The organism is Verrucosispora sp. CNZ293, from assembly GCF_002754655.1.
Map to the genome: position 1 here is coordinate 6,231,704 of NZ_PEFR01000001.1, position 21,143 is coordinate 6,252,846.

16 protein-coding genes are annotated in these 21,143 nt (G+C 71.1%); 11 read left to right on the forward strand and 5 right to left on the reverse strand.

The window, feature by feature from the left end; translation table 11 throughout:
• Positions 1 to 18 precede the first annotated feature (18 nt).
• From CLT74_RS28475 to CLT74_RS28500, 6 genes are all read left to right on the forward strand, one after another.
• Positions 19 to 1,668 carry a BCCT family transporter gene (locus CLT74_RS28475; RefSeq protein WP_099853241.1) on the forward strand — a complete coding sequence of 550 codons (1,650 nt, stop codon included), beginning with the start codon at positions 19 to 21 and terminating at the stop codon, positions 1,666 to 1,668.
• 144 nt (positions 1,669 to 1,812) lie between these two features.
• Entirely contained in the window at positions 1,813 to 3,678 is a 1,866-nt protein-coding gene (dnaG, locus tag CLT74_RS28480) for a DNA primase (protein WP_099850528.1), read from the forward strand.
• Positions 3,679 to 3,680: 2 nt separating this feature from the next.
• A complete protein-coding gene (locus tag CLT74_RS28485; protein ID WP_099850531.1) occupies positions 3,681 to 4,217 on the forward strand; it encodes a hypothetical protein in 537 nt (178 codons plus the stop codon).
• 59 nt (positions 4,218 to 4,276) lie between these two features.
• On the forward strand, positions 4,277 to 5,209 hold the full coding sequence (locus CLT74_RS28490; protein ID WP_099850533.1) for an ABC transporter ATP-binding protein: 933 nt from the start codon (positions 4,277 to 4,279) through the stop codon (positions 5,207 to 5,209).
• A gap of 24 nt (positions 5,210 to 5,233) precedes the next feature.
• The gene (locus CLT74_RS28495) at positions 5,234 to 6,022 is read left to right on the forward strand and encodes an ABC transporter permease (protein ID WP_099850535.1); all 789 of its coding nucleotides are present in this window, start codon (positions 5,234 to 5,236) and stop codon (positions 6,020 to 6,022) included.
• 9 nt (positions 6,023 to 6,031) lie between these two features.
• The gene (locus CLT74_RS28500; RefSeq protein WP_099850537.1) at positions 6,032 to 6,841 is read left to right on the forward strand and encodes an ABC transporter permease; all 810 of its coding nucleotides are present in this window, start codon (positions 6,032 to 6,034) and stop codon (positions 6,839 to 6,841) included.
• A gap of 119 nt (positions 6,842 to 6,960) precedes the next feature.
• On the opposite strand, the gene CLT74_RS28505 is transcribed toward CLT74_RS28500, so the two are convergent.
• The 5 genes from CLT74_RS28505 to CLT74_RS28525 all read right to left on the reverse strand — a co-directional run bounded on the left by CLT74_RS28505 (position 6,961) and on the right by CLT74_RS28525 (position 13,981).
• Positions 6,961 to 7,926 carry a TAXI family TRAP transporter solute-binding subunit gene (locus CLT74_RS28505; RefSeq protein WP_099850539.1) on the reverse strand — a complete coding sequence of 322 codons (966 nt, stop codon included), beginning with the start codon at positions 7,924 to 7,926 and terminating at the stop codon, positions 6,961 to 6,963.
• The gene (locus CLT74_RS28510; RefSeq protein WP_486582644.1) at positions 7,923 to 8,348 is read right to left on the reverse strand and encodes a roadblock/LC7 domain-containing protein; all 426 of its coding nucleotides are present in this window, start codon (positions 8,346 to 8,348) and stop codon (positions 7,923 to 7,925) included. Before CLT74_RS28510 ends, CLT74_RS28505 begins: the two co-directional genes overlap by 4 nt.
• Entirely contained in the window at positions 8,349 to 10,766 is a 2,418-nt protein-coding gene (locus CLT74_RS28515; protein ID WP_099850540.1) for a nitrate- and nitrite sensing domain-containing protein, read from the reverse strand.
• A 63-nt stretch (positions 10,767 to 10,829) separates the two neighbouring features.
• Positions 10,830 to 11,870 carry a TAXI family TRAP transporter solute-binding subunit gene (locus CLT74_RS28520; protein ID WP_486582645.1) on the reverse strand — a complete coding sequence of 347 codons (1,041 nt, stop codon included), beginning with the start codon at positions 11,868 to 11,870 and terminating at the stop codon, positions 10,830 to 10,832.
• Positions 11,867 to 13,981, reverse strand: a complete 2,115-nt coding sequence (locus CLT74_RS28525) for a TRAP transporter permease (protein WP_486582777.1) — start codon at positions 13,979 to 13,981, stop codon at positions 11,867 to 11,869. Before CLT74_RS28525 ends, CLT74_RS28520 begins: the two co-directional genes overlap by 4 nt.
• 804 nt (positions 13,982 to 14,785) lie before the next feature.
• Here CLT74_RS28525 and CLT74_RS28530 point away from each other — a divergent pair.
• From CLT74_RS28530 to CLT74_RS28550, 5 genes are all read left to right on the forward strand, one after another.
• Complete coding sequence (locus tag CLT74_RS28530; protein WP_486582646.1) at positions 14,786 to 15,913, forward strand: YihY/virulence factor BrkB family protein; 1,128 nt, start codon at positions 14,786 to 14,788, stop codon at positions 15,911 to 15,913.
• 182 nt (positions 15,914 to 16,095) lie between these two features.
• Positions 16,096 to 17,274 (forward strand): ROK family transcriptional regulator, encoded by a 1,179-nt coding sequence (locus CLT74_RS28535; protein ID WP_099850545.1) that lies wholly within the window; start codon positions 16,096 to 16,098, stop codon positions 17,272 to 17,274.
• Positions 17,271 to 18,851, forward strand: coding sequence for a sugar ABC transporter ATP-binding protein (locus CLT74_RS28540; protein WP_486582648.1), 1,581 nt, complete (start codon positions 17,271 to 17,273; stop codon positions 18,849 to 18,851). The genes CLT74_RS28535 and CLT74_RS28540 overlap by 4 nt, the downstream gene beginning before the upstream one ends.
• Complete coding sequence (locus tag CLT74_RS28545) at positions 18,848 to 19,954, forward strand: ABC transporter permease (RefSeq protein ID WP_099850547.1); 1,107 nt, start codon at positions 18,848 to 18,850, stop codon at positions 19,952 to 19,954. Before CLT74_RS28540 ends, CLT74_RS28545 begins: the two co-directional genes overlap by 4 nt.
• A gap of 90 nt (positions 19,955 to 20,044) precedes the next feature.
• Positions 20,045 to 21,097, forward strand: coding sequence for a substrate-binding domain-containing protein (locus CLT74_RS28550; RefSeq protein ID WP_099850548.1), 1,053 nt, complete (start codon positions 20,045 to 20,047; stop codon positions 21,095 to 21,097).
• Positions 21,098 to 21,143: the final 46 nt, after the last annotated feature.

The following is a 21,143-nucleotide window of genomic DNA, read 5'->3' on the forward strand; positions in this document are numbered from 1 at the left end:
GGCTGGTCAGGGGTGACCATGAGCGAGCAGGTGGACGAGAAGACCGCCGAACCTGGCGGTGAGGACGGCAGGATCGACCCGATCGTGCTTGGCCTGGGCGTCGGTGGCGTGCTCGTCGTGGTGCTCTGGGGGGTGCTGGCCCGTGACTCGCTGGCGAGCGTCGGCGAATCGGGTCTGGCCTGGGTGATCGACACATTCGGCTGGTTCTTCGTGGTGGCGGCCAACGCCTTCCTGGTGCTGGCGGTGGTGCTGGCGCTGTCCCGGTTCGGCCGTATCCGGCTCGGCAAGGACGACGACGAGCCGGAGTTCAGCACGCTCGCCTGGATCGCCATGATGTTCAGCGCCGGCATGGGCATCGGCCTGGTCTTCTTCGCCGTCGCCGAGCCCATCCAGCACTACGCCACACCGCCACCAGCGGCGGGTGTCGAGCCGCAGACCGGGCAGGCGGCGTCGGCGGCCATGCAGTTCACCCTCTTCCACTGGACGCTGCACCCGTGGGCGATCTACGCGGTGGTGGCGCTGGCCCTGGCGTACTCGACGTTCCGCCGGGGTCGGCAGAACCGGATCTCGGCGGCGTTCCGGCCGCTCATCGGCGACCGCGCCGACGGCCCCGTCGGTCAGGTCATCGACCTGCTCGCCGTCTTCGCCACCGTCTTCGGCTCCGCCACCAGCCTCGGGCTCGGCGCCCTCCAGGTCGCCGCCGGCCTGGACCTGGTCGCCGGGGTGCCGGACACCACCGCTGTGGAGCTGGTGGTGATCGGGGCGCTCACGTTGGCCTTCGTCATCTCCGCCTTCACCGGCCTGCACCGGGGCATCAAGTGGCTCTCCACCACGAACGTGGTGCTCGCCGTCGCGCTGATGCTCTTCGTCTTCGTGGTCGGGCCGACCATCTACACCCTTGAGGTGCTGCCCGCCTCCATCGGTGACTACCTCAGCAACCTCGTCTACATGTCCACCCGGACCGGGGCGTTCTCCGACCCGGCCTGGCTGGGCGGCTGGACGATCTTCTACTGGGCGTGGTGGATCTCCTGGGCACCGTTCGTCGGCACCTTCATCGCCCGGATCTCCCGGGGTCGCAGCGTGCGGCATTTCCTGATCGGGGTGCTCCTGGTGCCCAGCGGCGCCAGCGCCGTCTGGTTCGCGATCATGGGCGGCAGCGCGCTGCGCGTGCAGGCCACCGGGGTACGTGACCTGGTGGCGGACGCCTCCACCAGCAGTGAACAGGCGCTGTTCGGTCTGCTCGACGCGCTGCCGCTGGCGGCGTTGACAAGCGTGCTGGCCATGGTGCTCATCGCGCTGTACTTCGTCACCAGCGCCGACTCCGCCTCGCTGGTGCTCGGCTCGCTCACCTCCCGGGGCGCGCTGCGTCCGCACCGGGTGGTAGTGGTCAGCTGGGGAATCCTGATCGGGGCGGTCGCCGCGGTGCTGCTGCTCGTCGGCGGGCTGGACGCGCTGCAACAGGCCACCATCATGGTGGCGTTGCCGTTCGTGGTGGTGATGCTCGGGCTGGCCGTCGCCCTGGTCAAGGACATGTCCCGCGATCCACTGCTGGCCGCCCCGGCACGTACCCGCCCGCACGGGCTGGCCGAGGCGGTACGGGCCGCCCGATCGTATGAGGAGGAGGATCCGCCGCCGGTACGCCGATACCTGCGGCGCCGCCCCCGCTGACCGCCACCTGGTGGCCCTCAGCCCCTGCGTCGTGCCGGCTGGCTCGCCGGCGCGACGCGGGTGGATCGGTGCGAGCCGGCACCGAGGGGCCCCTCCGTGCGCCCCGGGCGGGCAGGGCAGGATGTAGGCCGAGGAGGTGGCGGCATGGCGGGGCGGATCCGGGACGAGGACATCGCGCTGGTCCGCGAGCGGACGTCCATCGCCGAGATCATCTCCGACACGGTGACGCTCAAGTCGGCCGGCGGCGGCAACCTCAAGGGGCTCTGCCCCTTCCACGACGAGAAGAGCCCGTCGTTCAACGTCTCGCCCGCCCGTAACGTCTGGTACTGCTTCGGCTGCGGCGCCGGTGGCGACGCGATCAAGTTCCTGATGGACGCGGAGCATCTCAGCTTCGTCGAGTCGGTGGAGCGGCTCGCCGCCCGCGCCGGCCTGCAACTGCGGTACGTGGAGGACGACAGGTCCACACCCCGGCCGAACCGCCCGCAACAGGGCCAGCGGCAGCGGCTGGTCGCCGCGCACGCCGCCGCCGTCGAGTTCTACACCGCCCAGCTCACCACCGCCGGGGCGCGTACCGCCCGGGAGTTCCTGGCCGAGCGCGGCTTCGACCGGGCCGCCGCGCAGCGGTACGGCTGCGGCTTCGCCCCCGACGGCTGGGATCTGCTCACCAAGCATCTGCGGCAACGTGGCTTCAGTCACGACGAACTGGTCACCGCGGGGCTGTCCCGACCGGCCCGTTCAGGCAGCCTGATCGACAGGTTCCGCCGGCGGCTGCTCTGGCCGATCCGGGACCTGACCGGCGACGTCATCGGCTTCGGCGCGCGCAAGCTCTTCGCCGACGACGACGGTCCGAAGTACCTGAACACCCCCGAGACGCCCATCTACAAGAAGTCCCACGTGCTCTACGGCATCGACCAGGCCAAACGGGAGATCGCCAAGCAGGGCCGGGTGGTGGTGGTCGAGGGCTACACCGACGTGATGGCCTGCCACCTGGCCGGTGTGCCGACAGCCGTGGCGACCTGCGGCACCGCGTTCGGCACCGACCACATCGGCGTGCTGCGCCGGCTGCTGCTGGACACCGACGCGGTGGCTGGCGAGATCATCTTCACCTTCGACGGGGACGCCGCCGGGCAGAAGGCCGCGCTGCGCGCCTTCGAGGACGACCAACGCTTCGTCGGGCGTACCTTCATCGCGGTCAGCCCGGACAACATGGATCCGTGCGAGCTGCGTCTGGCAAAGGGCGACCTGGCCGTGCGTGACCTGGTCGCCCGCCGCGAGCCGCTCGTCGACTTCGCACTGCGCCACGTGATCAGCCGGTACGACCTGGACACCGTCGACGGTCGGGTCGAGGCGATGCGACGGGCCGCGCCCCTGGTGGCGAAGCTCAAGGACCGGGAGAAGCGGCCGGAGTACGTCCGTAAGCTCGCCGGTGACCTGGGCATGGAGATCGAACCGGTGCAGCGGGCGGTGGCCACCGCCGCCTCGGGACGTCCGACGGACGGCCCGGCCGCGCGGCCCGCCCGGACCGAGCCGGGCGTGGACAGCCCACAGTCGATGGTCGAGCGGGAGGCGCTGAAGCTGGCCCTCCAGGAGCCGGTGCTGGCCGGTCCGATGTTCGACGCGGTCGAGGCGACCGACTACCGGCACCCGGTGCACGTGGCCGTGCGGGCGGCGGTCGCCGCAGCCGGCGGGGCCGCGTCGGCTGCCGGCGGCGCGGTCTGGATCGAAGCGGTACGGGACGCGTGCGAGGATCTCGCCGCGCAGGCGCTGGTCGGCGAGCTGGCCGTGGAACCGCTGCGGATCGACAGCGAGCCGGATCCGCGCTACGTCTCGATCACCATCGCCCGGTTGCAGTGGGGGTCGGTCACCGCACGCATCCGGGAGTTGAAGTCACGGATCCAACGGATCAATCCGGTGAACAACAAGGACGAGTACTTCGCCGCCTTCGGTGAGTTGCTCTCGCTGGAGCAGCACGCCCGTGCCCTGCGCGAGCAGGCGGCGGGAGGGTTGTAGGGATGCCACTGTTCCGCCGCCGGCCCAAGCTGCCACCTGCCGACCGACCGCCGCTGGAGCGCGACGAACGGGTGCTGGCCTGGGCTGCCGCCGGCAACGGCGAGGGCGACGGGGTGGTGGTCGCCACGAACCTCGGGCTCTGGCTGCCGGGCCGGGGCCACCGGATCGGCTGGCACGACGTGGTCAAGGCGGTCTGGTCGGGTCGGGAACTGACAGTGACACCGGGCGAACAGGTCGCCGAGCGGGACGGCTACCTGGTGGTCGCCGAGCTGCCGGCCGAGCGGTACCTGCTGCTCGATCCGGGTGACCTGCCGCACCAGGTACGCACCCGGGTCACCCGGTCCGTCGCGTACACCCAGCGCCACGCCGTGCCCGGCGGATCCGGCCGGGTCGTCGGTCGCCGGGTGTCCGGTAGCGACGGGCTGACCTGGATGGTCCACTACGACCCGGGCACCCCCACCGACGACCCGGAGGTCCTCGCCGAGACCGACCGCCTCGTCGCTGCCGCCCGCGTCGCCACCACTCCGCAGGACCTCTGACCCCGTTCCGCCGCCGTAATCGGGTGGGAAGTGTCGGACCGGGTGTCTAAGGTCCGGGGGTGACCACGGGGCGACCACTCATTCAGGCACGGGGGCTGGTGAAGCGGTTCGGCGACTTCACCGCCGTCGACGGCATCGACGTGGAGGTCAGCGCCGGCGAGGCGTTCGGCTTCCTGGGGCCCAACGGTGCCGGCAAGTCGTCGACCATGCGGATGGTGGGCTGCACCTCGCCGCCCAGCGGCGGGGAGCTGCGCATCCTGGGCATGGATCCGGTGCGGGACGGTCCGGCCATCCGGGCTCGTCTCGGCGTGTGTCCACAGCTCGACAACCTCGACCCGGAGCTGACCGTCCGGGAAAACCTCACCACGTACGCCCGCTACTTCGGCATTCCACGCCGGGTGGCCCGGGCGCGGGCCACCGAGCTGCTCGACTTCGTGCAGCTCAGCGACCGGGCGGACAGCAAGGTCGAGCCGCTCTCCGGCGGCATGAAACGTCGACTCACAATCGCCCGCGCGCTTGTCAACGAGCCCGACATCGTGCTGCTCGACGAGCCGACCACAGGTCTCGACCCGCAGGCCCGACACCTGGTCTGGGAACGGTTGTTCCGACTCAAGCAGCAGGGCGTCACCCTGGTGCTCACCACGCACTACATGGACGAGGCCGAGCAGCTCTGTGACCGGTTGGTCGTGATGGACGGCGGCCGGATCGTCGCCGAGGGGTCACCGCGCGCGCTCATCGAGCGGCACGCCACCCGCGAGGTGGTCGAGCTGCGGTTCGCCGCCGAGTCGCAGGAGGCGTTCGCCGGCAAGCTGGACGCCCTGGGGGAGCGGGTCGAGGTGCTGCCCGACCGGATCCTGGTCTACGTGCCCGACGGTGACGCCACAGTCGCCGAGGTCGCCGCGCTCGGTCTGCACCCGACGAACGTGCTGGTCCGGCGCAGCAGCCTGGAGGACGTCTTTCTGCACCTCACCGGCCGCACCCTCGTCGACTGAGCCAGGCCACCGAAGGGGGCTGCCATGACCCAACTGACCCGACCCGCCCTGCCGCGGGTGCCGGCCCTGCGCGTGCTCGAATACCACCTGGTGGGTTACCGGCGCACCTGGCGGGCCGGCGCCTTCTCGTCCTTCCTGCTGCCGACGCTCACCGTAATCGGGTTCGGGGTGGGCGTCGGGGCGTACATCGACGGTGGCGTCGGTGGCGTCTCGTACCTGGAGTGGATCGTCGGAGGTCTGCTCGCGTCGACGGCGTTGCAGGTGGCGATCGCCGAGTCGACATGGCCGGTCTTCGGCAACCTCCAGTGGCAGAAGATCTACTTCGGGCAGCGCTCGTCACCGCTGCGGGTCAGCGACATCGTCGCCGGTCACCTGGCGTTCGTCCTGTTCCGGGTGCTGACCGCCGTCATCGCGTTCCTCCTGGTGACCGGGGTGCTGGGAGCGCTGCGCTCGCCGTGGGCGGTGCTGGCGGTGCCGGTGGTGGCGCTGCTCGCGCTGGCCGTCGCCGCACCCACCTTCGCGTACGCGGCATCCGTCGACTCGGACAGCTGGCTCGCCATGCTGTTCCGCTTCGCGGTGATCCCGATGACCCTGTTCGCCGGGGTGTTCTTCCCGGTGGAGTCGCTGCCGCTGGGACTGCGCTGGCTTGCGTACGTCACACCGCTCTGGCACGCCGTGGACCTGTGCCGGGCGGCGGTGCTCGGCGTCGCGCCGTCCTGGTCGGTCGCCGGCCACCTGTGTTACCTGGCCGCCTGGGCGGTCGGGGGATGGCTGCTCGCCCGCCGCGTCTTCGCCCGCCGGCTCGTCGTCTAGGAGAGGGTCATGGTCACTCTGGTGCTGCCCCGGCTTGTCGACGTCTCGGCCGCGTCGCGGCGGTCCGCGTCGGTCACCGAGCGGAACGTCGCCGCCCTGAGGTCGGTCTACTGGCTGCTGCTCGTCTCCGGTTTCGTCGAACCGCTGCTCTACCTGCTCTCCATAGGCGTCGGGGTGGGTGCGTTGATCGGCGACCTGACGCTGCCCAGCGGTGCGGTGGTCACGTACGCGGCCTTCGTCGCCCCGGCCATGCTCGCCTCGTCGGCGATGACCGGCGCGCTTGCCGAAACCACATTCAACTTCTTCGGGAAGATGAAGTACATGAAGCTGTACGACGGGGTGATCGCCACCCCGGTGCAGCCGTTCGAGATCGCCCTCGGCGAGCTGGCCTGGGCGATGCTGCGGGGCAGCGCGTACTCTGCCGCGTTCCTCGTGGTGATGGTGGTGATGGACCTGACCACACCCGCCCGCGCGCTCACCGCGTTCCCGGCGGCGGTGCTCGTCGGTTTCACGTTCGGCGCGGTGGGCATGGCGATCTCCACGTTCATGCGGAGCTGGCAGGATTTCGACCTGATGAGCTCGGCGCAGTTCGTGCTGTTCCTGTTCTCCGGCACCTTCGTGCCCGCCGAGGCGTACCCGGCGGTGCTGCGGTGGCTTGTCGAGGTGACTCCGCTCTACCGGGCGGTGCACCTGATCCGTGCGCTGACCGTCGACACCGGCGGCTGGAGCTGGACGCTCGACGTGCTCTACCTGCTCGTGGTGCTGACCGCCGGCCTGCTCATCGCCTCCCGCCGCATGGCCCGCCTGCTCTACAGGTAGGCCACGCCCAAGGCGTCGTGGGCGGCGATGGGTGGCACTCCAGGTGCCCTCGGACCGGCGTGTCGAGTATCAGGAGTGCCACTGATCAGGGTCGCACCTCAGCGGGGTCGAGCCCGGGGTCAGCCGCCCTGGTAGTAGCGGGCGGCGCCGGGGTGCAGGGGGATGGGGTCGGTGGTGGCGGCGGACTCGCGGTCGAAGTTGCGCGCCTCGGGGTGGGCCAGGGCCAGGTCGGCCTGGTAGGTGAAGAGCAGGCGGGTCAGGTCGTACGCCAGGTCGTCGGGCATCTCCGCGTTGACCAGGATCACGTTGGCGACCGTCACCGTCGGGGTGCCCGATGGGGTGTCGTAGGCGTCGCGGGGCAGCTCGGCGGTGGTGTAGACCGAGCCGTGTGTCGCGGTCAGCGGTTCGATCAGGTCGGCGAGCGGCAGCAGCCGGAACCGGTCCGGCGCGCCGGTGAGCAGGTCGGCGATGCCCGGCGTGGGCAGCCCGCCGGAGAAGAACATCGCGTCGAGGGTGCCGCTGCGCATCCGGGAAACCGTCTCCGGCAGCGACAGCCGCGCCCGGCGTACGTCCCGCTCCGGATCGAGGCCGGCGGCGGCGAGCAGCCGACCGGCGATGACGTCGGTGCCGGACTTCGGCGAACCGGTGGAGACCCGCCTGCCGCGCAGTGCCGCGAGGTCGGCGATCTGCGCGTCAGCTCGGACGATCACGTGGGTGTAGTTGCTGTAGACCCGGGCCAGCGCCCGGATCGGCTGCGGCCGACCGTTGAAGGCCCCCCGGCCGGCACTGGCGTCCGCCGCCGTGTCGGCGAGGCTGAAAGCGATCTCCATGTCGCCGTCGACCAGCCGGGTGATGTTCTCACCGGAGGCCCCGGTCGGTTCGGCCCGAGCCTCGTAGCCGGGCAGGTGGCGGCTGATGACGTCGGCGTAGCCGCCGCCCAGTTGGTAGTAGACGCCCGTGGTGTTGCCGGTGGCGAGGAAGATGCGCCCGTCGTGCCACGGTCGAGCCTCCGGGGTGCGCTCGGCGGCGCAGCCGGTGACGAGCGTGACCGCCAGCAGTATCGCCACCCACCGTCGCCGGCTCATGCGGGCACTCCACCGGGATGGTGGTCGGCCCAGGTCCGGGCCGCCGGTTCGAGCGCCTCGGCTACCCGCTGGACCAGCGTCGCGGTCTCGTAACCGACCTGACCCAGGTCACATCCGGCGGCGGCCAGTACGCCGAGCAGGGCGCGATCACCGACCGCCATCACCAGCATCACGCCGCCGTCCATGTCGACGATCTGCTGTCGGACCCGCCCGGCGGACATCAGCCGGGCAGCACCGACGGTCAGGCTGGCCAGGCCGCTGATCACGGCGGCGAGCTGGTCCGCCTGGTCGGTCGAGAGGTGCGGCGAGGCCGCCAGCCGCAGCCCGTCCCCGGAGACGGCGAGGGCGTGCGACACGTCCGGTACCTGCTCGGCGAAGTTCGCCAGGAGCCAGTCGAGGTCGGGGCTGCCATTGGGCATCATTCAGGGTCTCCCGTTCGTCTGCTGGTTACGTCGCGTCGCGTGGGCCACCCCGGCGGAGAGAGCGGACAGCCGGGCTCGTACCACCTCGGGGTCGAGCAGGTCCGGCGCAGCCTGCGGCGGGGGCACGTCGTGCAGTTCGGACTGAAGGCCGCCGCCGCGTACCCGCCGGGGCAGACCGACAGCTGTGGCGTCCTCGGGACCGGCGGTGCCGGGCCGCCAGGCCGACGTGCCGTTGCCTGACGGGTGTGGCCCGTTCGGTGCGGCACCGACGGGTTGTGCGGGCGGCCGGTGGTGCGGTTGCCCGGGCTGCTGAGGTGACCAGGCCGCCGCGCCGTTGCCCACCACCGGCAACGTCATCGTCGGGGCCCGGTGCACGTCGAACTGGTCTGCTCCGGCACCGACCACCACGGGAGCGCCCCGGTGCCGGAACCAGGCGCCGGCGGCCGGGGCGACCGGACGGCCGACGGTGGTCGGGCGGCCGGTGAGCTGCTCCATCCGGGTCAGCACCGCCTCCGGCACGTCCACCTGGGCCACCGTGCCGGCGCCGGCGCTGTGCAGCCGCACCTGGATGCTGTGCCGGGCGGCCAGGTGCGCCACCACGTGCAGGCCCATGCTGCCGGCTGCCGCACTGGACAACGCGGCCGGAGCGCGCAGCCGCTCGTTGATCTCGGCCAACCGGCTTTCGCCGATGCCGATGCCCTGGTCGTGTACGCGCAGGGTCAGCCCGTCGACGGTACGTCGACCGTCCACATGCACGGGTGTGTGCGGCGGGGAGTATGAGGTGGCGTTCTCCAGCAGCTCGGCCAGCAGGTGCACCAGGTTGCCCACCGCCGAACCCTGCACGCCCGCGGTGGGCACGTCGATCTCGACCCGGGCGTACTGTTCGATCTCGGAGGCGGCACCGCGTACGACGTCGGCCACCAGATGCGGACCGTCCTGCGATCGTCCGGGCTCGCCGCCGGCGAGCACCAGCAGGTTCTCTCCGTTACGCCGCATCCGGGCGGCGAGGTGGTCGAGGGCGAAGAGCCGGGCCAGCGCGTCCGGATCCGTCTCCTCGTGCTCGAAGTCGTCGAGCAGCCGCAACTGTCGGGTGATCAGGGTACGGATCCGGCGGGCCAGCGCCTCGACCATCCGGGTCACGTCCATCCGCAGCTCGGCCTGCTGGCCGGCGAGGCGCAGCGCGGCCCGGTTGACGGTGTCGAACGCCTCGGCCACCTGGGCGATCTCGTCGCGTCCACGGCTGATTCCCGCGGTGAGCTGCGAGGCCGCGCCCTCGACCGGACCGCTCTCGCCGGCCGAGATGGCGGTGATCCGTTCGGGCAGCTCCCGATGGGCCATGGTCAGCGCGGCGACCCGCAGCCGGCGTAGCCGGCGGCTGGTGCGTACCGCCAGCAGCGCGGCGGTGACCAACGAGACGAGCGCCAGCGTGGCCGTGGAACCGCCGGTGACGAGTGCCCGTTGACGGGCGTCGGTGGCCAGCTCGGCGGCGCGTCTGTCGAGTTCGTCGGAGAGCTCCCGGCCGAGCAGGTTGAACCGGCGGATCGCGCCGCTCTGCGCGACGTACCAGGCGTCGCCGTCGGCGGCGAGCGCGGCCGGCTCGGTGTCGGCGTTCAGCGCGCTGTCGCGCATCCGGCGCGCGGTGGAGACGTCCCCACCGGCGAGCAGCCGGGTGTACGCGTCGGCGGCGCGTTCCCCGGCGATCCGGGAGAACTCGGCCTGCCGCTGTTCCTGGGCTCCGCGTAGCCGGCCCAACCTGACGAGTTCACCCTTGGCCAGCTCACCCCGAACGAAGACGGCCCGCAGCAGGTCGCGTTCCAGCGACGCCAGGTGTTCCTGGGCCGCGACGGCGGCCACCTCCCGGGCGCGGTTGGCCAGTTCGGGGTCACGTAGCTGAGCGGGCAGCGCGTCGGCGACGGCGAGCAGCGACTCCACAAGCGCCACGTAGATCCCGTCGGCGTTGTCGGTGGTGAGCGCGGCGAGTCGGGCCTCGTCGAGCTGGTCGAGGTGCTCAGTCACGCCGTCGAGGGCGCGGCCGAGGTCCGGCGCGGTGCGGCGGGCGTCGGAACTGGCGGTCCGGTAACGCTCGCTGGCCTCGTCGACCCGGCGCCGCTGGGCGTCGACCAACTGACGGCCGGAGGTCCCGCCGCGCTGGCGCAGCGCCGCCGTCTCGCCGAGTTCCCGTTCCATCTCGTGCACCAGGGAGACGGTGGCGGTGGCGGTGCCGGCCAGCACCCGGGCCCGTTCGGCGTCGGTGGAGGCGGCCAGGGCGTCACCGGTCTGGATGGCCCCCAGCACGAGCAGGCCGGCGGTGGCGATCAGGATCGGGGCGAGCAGCTGGGTACGCACGGACCACAGTCGGCCGGTGTGGTCGGACGGGCGGTTGTGCCGGCGTACGCGGGCCAGCGAGGACAGCGGCACGGGGTTCTCCCGAGGTCGGGGCGGCCGGGCCGGGTGTCACGCGCCCGGCCCGGCCGCCGACGGTCAGCTCGCGCCGAGGTCCTGCAACGCCTTGGCCGCGCCCCGGTGCAGACCGACCGGGTCGGTCCTGCGGGCGGTGTCCAGGGCGATGCCCTTGGCAGCGGGATTGGCCTGAGCCAGCGCGTCCTTCTTCTCGAAGACCGTCCGGGTGATGGCGCAGGCCACGTTGGCGTCGAGGTCCTTGCGGACGAGCAGCACGTTCGGGACCACGATGGTCGGGGTGTCCGCCGCAGTGGAGTAGACGTCCCGGCCGATCGTGCCGGCCTGGTACGCGGGGTTGAGTTCGCTGAGCTTGGGCAGCAGCGGCGTGATGTCGACGAACTTCACCTTGTCGCCGGCGGTGGTGAACAGGTCGGTCACCCCGCCGGTGGGCAGTCCGCCGGACCAGAAGAAGCCGTCCACGGTGCCGTCCTTGACGCCTTCCACGGTCTTGACGAGGTCGAGCCGCTGGGCCTGGATGTCCGTGGCCGGGTCCAGGCCGGCGGCCTCCAGCAGCCGGTTCGCGATGACCTCGGTGCCGGACTTGGGGGAGCCCGTCGAGATCTTCTTGCCGCGCATGTCGGCCACCGAGTTGATCCCCGAGTCGGCCCGGACGACCACCTGGGTGTAGTTGTCGTAGATCCGGGCCAGCGCCTCCACCGGCTGCGGGGAGCTGAAGCTTTCCTTGCCCTCCACCGCGTTGACCGCGGTGTCGAACAGCGAGAAGGCGACGTCGTACTGGCCACCGACGAGCTGTTCGATGTTCTGGACCGACGCTCCGGTCTCGGCCGCCGTGCCGGTCAGCCGACCACCGGTGCTGTCGGAGAGTTGGCCGGCCAGGGCGTTGCCGACCACGTAGTAGACGCCCGTGGCGTTACCCGTGGCGATGCCCACCCGGGTGTTCTCGGCCACCTCGCAGGTGACGGCGCTCGCGGTGTCGTCCGTGGCTGCGGCGTCCTGGCGGCCTCCGCAACCGGCGGAGCCGACGGCGACGAGGGTGAGGACTCCCACCCCGGCCGCGAGCCGCACGTTGATCCGTCCCACACTGTCTCCCTTCTGGGTCATGCCGGTGATCCGGCGTGCGTCCCACCGGAGGGGCCGGCGGATCCGCGTCGTACGAACACGCCCACCGCCATGACGCCGGCCAGCACGGCGCCGATCGCGACGGGCACGGGTTGCAACCAGAGCAGCGTCAGGCCGGCCGCCGCACCGACGACGCGTTCCGGCACCCCCGCCGGGCCGACGCCGGGCAGCCAGCCGCCGGCCGCGACGGCCAGCACCGCGACACCGAGGGCGGTGACCGCTGTGGCGACGAGGATGCGCCGGGGGCCACCGATGCCGAGCAGGCCGAGACCGGTCGGGGTGATCACGAAGGCCAGCGGGATCAGGTACGCCGGCAGTGCGTACCGCAGGGTGTGCCACATGGTCGGCACCAGCCGGCCGCCGGTGACCGCGGCGGCGGCGACGGCGGCGAGCGCGGTCGGCGGCGACACCTCGGACAGCACCGCGAAGTAGAAGACGAACATGGCGGCGGCGGGGGCGCTGACGCCGAGGTCCAGCAGGGCCGGGCCGATGATCACCCAGCCGATCACGAACGACGCGGTCACCGGGACGGCCAGGCCGAGCAGGCTGAGCGCGACGGCGGCGAGCAACGCGGTCAGGGCGAGCACGACTGCCGGCTCCGAGCTGACCGCGCTCGCGGCGCCGACCAGCAGCGCGGCGGCCTGCGGGCCGAGGCCGGTCTTGGTGGTGGTGGCGGTGATGACGCCGGCCGCCGCGCAGACGACGGTGACGGCGAGGACTCCGCGTACGCCTGTGGAGAGCGCGGCGACCAGCCGGGCCGGGGTGAGCCGGTGCGTCCGGTCCAGGAAGGACAGGGCGATCGCGAGCAGGGTGGCCAGCACCACGGCACGGGTCGCCGACAGCCCGACGGCGAGCAGCCCGACGATGGCGAACAGGGAGGCGAAGTGGTAGCCGGAGCGGGCCAGCAGCCGCCAGGCGGAACCGGCCTCGAGGGTTGCCGGGCGCACTCCGGAGCGGCGGGCGTCGATCTCCACCGAGAGCACGATGCCGAGGTAGTACAGGACCGTCGGCACCATCGCCCAGCCGAGGACCTGGAGGTAGGACACGCCGAGGTACTCGGCGATGATGAAGGCCGCCGCGCCCAGCGTCGGCGGGGACAGGATGGCACCGACGCCGGCTGCGGCGAGCATGCCGCCGGCCCGTTCCGCCGGGTACCCGGCGCGGCGCAGGATCGGCCAGGTGACCGCGCCGATGCTGACGGTGGTGGCCGCTCCGGAGCCGGAGACGGTGCCGAGCAGGAAACCGGAGGCCACCGCCGTACGGCCGGCGGCGGTACGCGAGCGTCGGAACGCCGCCGCGGACAGGTTCACGAAGAACCGGCCCGCGCCGGAGAGGTCGAGCACCGCCCCGTAGATGGTGAACAGCACGATGTACGTGGCGGCCACGTCGAGCGGAGTCCCGTAGAAGCCGCTGTCGGAGTTGTAGAAGGCGTCGACAAGCTGCCCGAAGTCGAGCCCGGCGTGGGCCACCGCCCAGGTCTGCGGCAGCAGCCCGCCGTAGTAGCCGTAGCCGAGGAAGACCAGGCAGACGGCGGGCAGGATCCAGCCGGTGGTGCGCCGGCACCCCTCCAGCAGCAGGAGCAGCAGGATGGTGCCCATCGCCACGTCGATTCCGACAAGCAGCCCCTGCCGGTCGAGGAAGGCGTCGTAGCCGCCGCCACCGCCGGCCAGGGTGATCGGCAGCACCGGGTACAGGCAGCCGGCCAATGCCGTGGCGGCGAGTAGCCAGTCGACCCGGCTGGGGCCGGTCCTGCCGGGCACGGCCGGGTCGGGGGCCGGCGTCGACCGGGCCCGACCCGAGACCACCGCGCGCAGGCGGCTCGGCAGCCGCAGGTCGGCCGGGTAGGCGAGGAAGACCAACGGGAGTACGCCGGCCAGGAAGAAGATCAGGTAGTACTTGCTGCCCTGGGCCAGCGGCCGGAACACCTGCCAGAGCGCGAGCAGACCGATCATCAGCGTGGCGGCGGTCAGCACGAGGGCGACCGGTCCGGTCAGCACCCGGCCGGGCTTCTCGTCCTCGAACCGACCGGCGAGTTCGGTCGGGTCGATCCCGGCCGGTTCGGTCCGGGGTGCGGCTGACTCCGCCTCCGCCACTCGGCCGCGCGCGCCGTGGCGATCAGGTCCGGAATCATCGGTGAATCGGATAGCCGACACGAGGGGGACGATACGCGAATTGACTCCGCGTTGGGGGACATTGTCGAGCATCGCTTCGCTGAGTGACTTTACATTCTTTCGTGTCACGGGTCGGCGCGATAATTAAGAATAGCCTTCATGATCGGGCCGAAGGTGCCGATGGGGGCGGTGTGGGGTGGTCGGTGAGCCGGACCGGCGCTGTCCGCTTTACCGTATTAGCGGGTGGCTTTCCGCCGTCTCGGGGTGGCCAAAAATCCACAGTTGTGACTACTCTCCGTACATGAAACTACTGTGGGTGTCGCCACGAATCGCCTGGGTTGCGGAGTCGGTGAGGTTGCTCGGCCAGCCGTCCGGCCGCCGTGGAGCGCATCCCGTCGACCGTTCCGCGCCCCAGGGTCGCCGTGCCCGGACCATTACCGAGGTGATCGCATTCGACCCGCAACCGTCTGGCGGGAAACCGGGATCACGCATTTCCCGCGAGCGAGGAATCGGAGCCGGACCGGGCTGTCCGGCGTCCACATTCCTCGGCGGAGGCCAGTTCCCGCAGGGGTCGGCGGCGCGGTGGGCTGGGCGACGCCCGGGCGGAGAGTCGGCCTGCCGCGCCCCGCGTCCCGACCGAGTGCGGTGTCCAGAAGCGTTCGCCTCGCCGCGACACCGCCAACGTTCCTGGAGACCGCACCAGGAGCCGGCCGATGGGTTACTCGATGTCCCTGGCTGGGCATGAGTCCTGGACGATCACCGTGAACGGAACCGAGGGGAGGGGCGATGGCCTCTGGGGAGTCTTCCCGTGCGGACCGGCGTGACCCGGGGGCCGACGCTGCCGCCGAGGGGCGACGGGACGGCGGCCGGGGGTCCGAGGTCGTCGCCGAGGGGCGACCAAACGAGTCGGCTGCTGACAGCGTTCCGGCCGGGCGCGGGGAGTCGGACGCCGACCGCGACACGCCTGCGCATCCGGGCCGGCTGTCACGTGGCGAGTGGGTGGCGGCGGCGCGTCGGACGGTGCGCGAGTTCGGCGACGACAGCCTGACCGACTGGGCCGCGGCGCTCACCTACTACGGCGTGCTCTCCATCTTCCCGGGCCTGCTGGTGCTGGTCTCGCTGCTCGGCCTGCTCGGTCCGGCGGCGACCCGGACGGTACGCGACACCGTCGCGGAGTCGGTGCCCGAGCAGAACATCCGCCAGATCCTCGACACCGCCATCGAGCAGGCCCAGCAGAGCGGTGGGCTGGCCGGTATCGCCGCGATCATCGGTCTGCTCGCCGCCTTCTGGTCGGCTTCCGGTTACGTCGCCGCCTTCATGCGGGCCTCCAACGCGATCTACGACGTGCCGGAGGGACGCCCGATCTGGAAGACCCTGCCGATCCGGGTGGGAGTCACCGCGGTGATCGGTGTGATGCTGCTGGCCAGTGCGGTCATCGTGGTCTTCACCGGCCGCCTCGCCGAGGAGGTCGGCGACGCGCTGGGGGTGGGGCGCACCGCCGTGCAGGTGTGGGACATCGCCAAGTGGCCGGTGCTGCTGGTCCTGGTCAGCCTGATGTTCGCCCTGCTCTACTGGGCGTCGCCGAACGCCCGGCAGGGCGGGTTCCGCTGGGTGAGTCCCGGTGGGGTGCTGGCGGTCCTGATCTGGTTGCTGGTCTCCGGCCTGTTCGCCTTCTACGTGGCCAACTTCGGCTCGTACAACAAGACCTACGGGGCCCTGGCCGGGGTGATCATCTTCCTGGTCTGGCTCTGGCTGAGCAACATCGCGATCCTGTTCGGTGCGGAGCTCGATGCCGAGCTGGCGCGGGCGCGGGCGATAAGTGGTGGGCTGCGACCTGTCGACCGGGAGCCCTACGTCGAGTTGCGCGACGACCGCAAGTTGCGCTCGAAGGGTGGTGAATCGCCTTCCCAGTGACCTTCCGGACGCATCCACATCTACTAGCTGCCGCCTTGCATCGAAACTTTTGCTAGATCAAGCAAAAGTTGCCGTCAAACTGCCCTAAGGTCTGGACAGCGCAGGTTGAAGCCTCCTACTGTGTCGGGCACCACACGTCGGCATTTCGTCGATGTGAACACCCCCGGTGGGAGAGGTGAGCCGTGCCCAACGCCGACCCCCTGCACGTCCGGCTGTTGCGGTTGTTACGCGACGAGGGAGCGCTGTCGCGGGCCGAACTCGCCGACCGACTGGAGATGCCCCGGCCCCGGTTGCTCGCCGAGCTGGAGCGACTTGTCGCCCTCGGCTATGTGGCGGAGGCGGGTAAGGCGGCGTCCCGGGGCGGACGGCGGTCGACGCTCGTCGAGCTGAGCCCGGAGCTGCGCTTCGCGGCAGTCGATCTCGGTGCCAGCTCCATCGACGTCGAGGTGGTCAACGGCAGGCTGGAGCCCGTCGCGGCGTACGCGGAGGCGGCCGACATCCGGTCCGGCCCCAAGGCGATCCTCCAGCGCGTCAACGAGCTGCTGCACAAGGCCCGGGTCGACGGCGTCTACGAGCGACTCAACGCCGTCGGCATCGGGGTACCGGGCCCGGTGAGCTTCCGTGACGGAGTGCCGGTCTCGCCGCCGATCATGCCCGGCTGGGACCGCTTCCCCGTGCGTGAGCTGCTCACCCGCGAGCACGGCTGCCCGGCGGTGGTCGACAACGACGTGAACATCATGGCCATCGGTGAGCGGCACGGCGGGGTGGCCCACTCGGTGGACGACTTCCTCTTTGTCAAGATCGGCACCGGTATCGGCTGCGGGATCTACCTCAGTGGCGACGTCTACCGGGGCACCGACGGGTGTGCCGGCGACATCGGCCACATCCAGGTCGATCCACACGGGCCGGTCTGCTCCTGCGGCAACGCCGGCTGCCTGGAGGCACTCTTCAGCGGGGCGGCACTGGCCAAGGACGCGACCTCCGCCGCCCGGGCCGGTACCTCGCCCTCGCTTGCCGAACGTCTGGAGGCCAACGGTGAGGTCAGCGCCCTCGACGTCGCCGCCGGCGCCCTCGAGGGGGACGTGACCTGCATCCAGCTCATCCGCGAGGGGGGACGACGGGTCGGCGGTGTGCTCGCCGGGCTGGTCAGCTTCACCAACCCCTCGATGATCGTGATTGGCGGTGGGCTCGCCCAACTCGGGCACGTTCTGCTCGCCGAGATCCGCAGCGTGGTGTACCGCCGATCGCTGCCCCTGGCGACCGGCAACCTGCCGGTGGTGCTCTCCGAACTCGGCCCGCGTGCCGGTGTGGCCGGTGCCGCCGTACTCGCCAGCGACCTGGCCTTCGGGGAGGCGGCATGACCGGGAACGACGTGGTGAGCGGCACCGGAGTGCCGCCGGCCGAGACGCCCGCCGACGCCGGCGAGGTGGTGCTGCGCCTGACCGACGTGGTCAAGACCTTCCCGGGCGTACGCGCCCTCGACGGCGTGCAACTGGAGGTCCGCGCGGGCGAGGTGCACTGCCTGCTCGGACAGAACGGCGCCGGCAAGTCCACGCTGATCAAGGTGCTCGCCGGGGTGCACCGGCCGGACTCCGGGAACGTCGAGTGGCGCGGCGAGGCGGTCAGCTTCGCCAACCCGCAGGCCGCGATGCGCAGCGGGATCGCCACCATCTACCAGGAGCTCGACCTGGTCGAGGACCTGTCCGTGGCGGAGAACGCCTTCCTCGGCCACGAGCCACGCCGGTTCGGGTTCATCCGGCGGGGCCACATGGCGAGCCGGACCCGTCAGATCCTCGGCCGGCTCGGCCACGCCGAGATTCCACCCAACCGGATGGTGCGGGCGCTGCCGGCGGCCGGCAAGCAGGTGGTCAGCATGGCGCGGGCGCTGTCCCACGAGGCCCGGCTGATCATCATGGACGAGCCGAGCGCGGTGCTCGCCCACGACGAGGTGGAGAACCTCTTCCGGATCATCCGTGAGCTGACCGCGCAGGGCATCGCGGTCATCTACATCTCGCACCGGTTGGAGGAGATCCGCGAGATCGGCGACCGGGTGACGGTCCTCAAGGACGGCCGGACCACCGCGGCGAACCTGCCCGCCCGCGAGACTCCGACAAGCGACCTGGTCTCCCGGATGACCGGCCGGACCATCGAGTACGTCTTCCCGGACCGCCCCGCCGAGACGGTGGTCGGCGACGACCTGCTCCAGGTCGACGGGCTGACCCGCAGCGGCGAGTTCGCCGACGTGTCACTGAGCGTCCGGGCCGGAGAGATCGTCGGTATCGCGGGCCTGGTCGGCTCCGGCCGCTCCGAGGTGCTGGAGACGATCTACGGCGCGCGGACGGCCGAGGCCGGTTCGGTCCGGATGGCCGGCCGGACGTTGCGGCCGGGCAGTGTCGGCGCGGCGGTGAAGGCCGGCATGGGGATGGCCCCCGAGGAGCGCAAGAGCCAGGCGTTGCTGCTCGGTGAGCCGATCTACCGCAACGTCACCCTCGCCACCTTCAGTCGCTACGCCCGCTTCGGTTTCACCGACGCCTCCCGGGAACGGGCCGAGGCCGACCGGATCGCCGAGAACCTGGAGATGCGCCCGCGCGACGTCCGGCGGGCGGTCCGCACGCTCTCCGGCGGCAACCAGCAGAAGGTGGTGGTCGGCCGCTGGCTGCTCGGCGACACGAAGCTGCTGCTGCTAGACGAACCCACCCGAGGGGTGGACGTCGGTGCCCGGGCCGAGCTGTACCAGGTGATCCGGCAGCTGGCGGCCCAGGGCGTCGGGGTGCTGCTGGTCTCCAGCGAGGTACCCGAGGTGCTCGGCCTGGCCGACCGGGTGCTGGTGATGCGGGAGGGGCGGGTCGTCCGCACCGCCCCGGCCGGCGAACTCGACGAAGACACAGTGCTTGACCTCGTCATGGCGGGGTCCCTGATGGAAGGCGCACCGGCATGACCGATAGTCCGCCCACGACCAAGCTGCCGGCGCAGTCGCCGCCGGTGGACCCGGCCGAGACCGAGGCGGTGGGGGGCCGGGCTGCGGCCGGCGTCGGTCGGCTCTCCTGGTGGCACGGCGACGGTGGGGAGGGCGCCAAGCGGAACCTCGCCCTGATCGGGGTGCTGCTGGCCCTCTTCGTGATCGGTGCGGCCACCCGCTCGGACCTGTACTCCAACCCGGACTGGGTCTGGGCGAACATGCTCAGCATTCTCAAGCTCGCCTCGGTGGTCGGCGTGGTCACCGTCGGGATGACCTTCGTGATCATCGGAGGTGGTATCGACCTCTCGGTCGGCGCGATCGTGGCGCTGGCCGGGGTCTGGTGCACCACTGTGGCGACCCAGAGCTTCGGCGCCGGCGGGATGATCTTCACCGCGATCATCGTCGGGGTGGCGGTCGGCCTGGTCAACGGAACGCTCATCGCGTACGGGCGGCTGGTGCCGTTCATCGCGACGCTGGCCATGCTCGTCGCCGCGCGCGGGTTGGCCGCCGAGATCTCCCAGAAGCAGACGCAGATCTCGCAGAACAGCACGATCAACGGCATCGCCAGCACCGATCTGCTCGGCATTCCACTGCTTGTCTACATCCTGGCCGCCGTGGTCGCCGCGGGCTGGGTGCTGCTCAACCGCACCACCTTCGGGCGGCGCACCGTCGCCGTCGGCGGCAACCCGGAGGCCGCCCGGCTGGCCGGCATCAACGTCAGGCTGCACACCCTGCTGCTGTACGCGTTGTCCGGCCTGTGCTGCGGCATCGCCGCCATCATGCTCACCGCGCAGGCCACCTCGGCGCAGGCGGCGATGGCGAACCTCTACGAACTGGACGCGATCGCCGCCGTGATCATCGGTGGCACGTTGCTCAGCGGCGGGCGGGGCACCATCGTCGGCTCCCTGCTCGGTGTGATCATCTTCGCCACCATCACCAACCTCTTCGCCATCAACGGCCTCTCCACCGAGGCACAGAACATGGTCAAGGGCGGCATCATCGTCGCCGCCGTCCTGATCCAGCAGATCCAGTTCGGCAGTCTCTCCCAGTTCTTCCGTCGTAACCGGCTCACCACGAGCTGACCATCGCTCCATCCGGGCCACCCGCGCAACCGAGGGTGGCCGGGCTTCGTACACCCAGAATCCCCACCACTGAATAACCAGGAGGTCGTCATGACCCAGCACAGTCGCGACATGTCGCGGCGCCGGCTGCTCTTCGGCGGGGCGGCCGTCGGCGCCGGCGTACTGCTCGCCGGTTGTACCAGTAACGAGCAGTCGCCGACCGAGGCGCAGACCAAGGCGGCCGACGGTAACGCCAACGCCGAGCCCGGCAAGCAGGTGACCATCGGCTTCTCCGCGCCGGCCGCCGACCACGGCTGGATCGCCGCGATCACCAACAACGCCAAGTCGCAGGCCGCCGCGTACTCCGACGTGGAGTTCAAGACGGTCGAGGCGGGCGCGGACGCGGCGGCCCAGCGGGCCGCGCTGTCCACCCTGATCTCGCAGAAGCCCGACGTGATCGTGCTGCTGCCGCACGACGGCAAGGAGCTCAACTCGTTCGGGCTGGAGGCGATGGCGGCCGGCATCCCGGTGGTCAACCTGGACCGGGCCTTCCCGGACGCCAAGGCGTACCGCCTGCAGATCAAGGGCGACAACTACGGCATGGGCGTCTCCGCCGCCACCTTCATCGTCGAGCAGCTCAAGGCCAAGGGCGTGAGCAACCCGGTGATCGCCGAGATCGCCGGGATGGACGAGTTGGAGCTGACCCAGGAGCGTACGAAGGGCTTCAACGACACCCTGGCCCAGCACGGCCTGAAGGTGAAGAACCGCCGGGCGGCGCGATTCACCGCGGACTCCGGCCAGCAGGAGGCGAGCCAGCTGTTGCAGGCCGAGCCGAAGATCGACGCGATCTGGAACCACGACGACGACCAGGGCATCGGTGTGCTGGCCGCGATCAGCCAGGCCAGCCGCAACGAGTTCTTCATGGTCGGCGGCGCCGGCTCGAAGAAGGCGATGGAGGACATCCAGGCCGACAACACGGTGCTGAAGGCCACGGTGACCTACAGCCCGTCGATGGCGTCCTCGGCGATCTCGCTGGCCCGCCTCATCGGCCAGAGCAGGGGCATGTCCGACCTGGTGGAACTCCAGGTTCCCAAGGAGATCGTCCTCGCCTCCGAAACGATCACCAAGGAGAACGCGAGCGACTACCTCAAGCTCGGGTTCTGACACAACGGGGGGAGACCCACCTTGTCCACGACAAACAACGAACTGC